We start from the raw sequence: 803 nt of genomic DNA on the forward strand, positions 1-803 counted from the left end.
ACAGAAGCCTCAACACCAACCTTGAACTCGACGAATAAATAGCCAATCTCACGCCAACGACCACCGAGAGTTTTAACGACCTGTGGGACATCCCCTGCTGAAGAGGATTGGGAGCGATGGGAGGCTGCTTTTGGGTTCGTTTTCCCAGAGGATTATAAAGCTTTCAATGCTCGGTATCCGAATGCCACCTTCAGTCACAGGTTTAGCTTTCGGCAACCGTGTCCAGTTGATGGGAAGCCTTATAATACAGAAGCATTTATTTGTATGGAAATGTCGCACGATTGGGAGCCGCATGATCCCGATTTTTCTAAGTGGCCAGACAACAAAGGCTTTTTCCGAATATTGAGCCCGATTAGGGAGAATGTCACGGTTGCGTTTCGAATTATTGAAGGGAAAGTTGAGGAGGATAGGATTTATGTGATTGACTTGGCATTTAACGAGATCGAAGTGTTTAATGGAGGTTTTATTCAGTTTATGGAGTTTATATTATTAGGAGACAAGTTTGACATCGAATCTCCCTTCGGTGGGTTATCGTTCCTGATGAGAGATATGTCTCGAAATGGAAACGTGATTTTGCAGTCAGATTGGCCTAAAAAAGATAGTTTTGATGAGATTTATTCCTCGTTAAACGAAAAAGAGCGAGGGTTTGTTGATAGGTTTAAAGGTGAAAAAGGTTTAGGCCAAAAATATGAGTTTTAGGTGTTGGGGCATTCGCGTCAACTTAGGAGTTCGATCCAAGTGTCTTCAAGGGGGCGGCGTTCTTTGCGGGTTTCGGTGGTGACGTGGCGGTGGTCAGGTTGATA

Annotated in this window: 1 protein-coding gene; it reads left to right on the top strand. The window is 44.2% G+C overall.

What is annotated here, in order from left to right:
• Positions 1–270: 270 nt before the first annotated feature.
• Positions 271–699, top strand: coding sequence for a hypothetical protein (locus JIN78_RS16810; protein WP_200393156.1), 429 nt, complete (start codon positions 271–273; stop codon positions 697–699).
• Positions 700–803: the final 104 nt, after the last annotated feature.

The organism is Roseibacillus ishigakijimensis (assembly GCF_016595415.1).
GTDB lineage: Bacteria > Verrucomicrobiota > Verrucomicrobiia > Verrucomicrobiales > Akkermansiaceae > Roseibacillus > Roseibacillus ishigakijimensis.

Bases quoted from the DNA above. Each gene is read 5' to 3' on its own strand.
- JIN78_RS16810 (WP_200393156.1), top strand. From the start codon at position 271: ATGTCGCACGATTGGGAGCCGCATGATCCCGATTTTTCTAAGTGGCCA.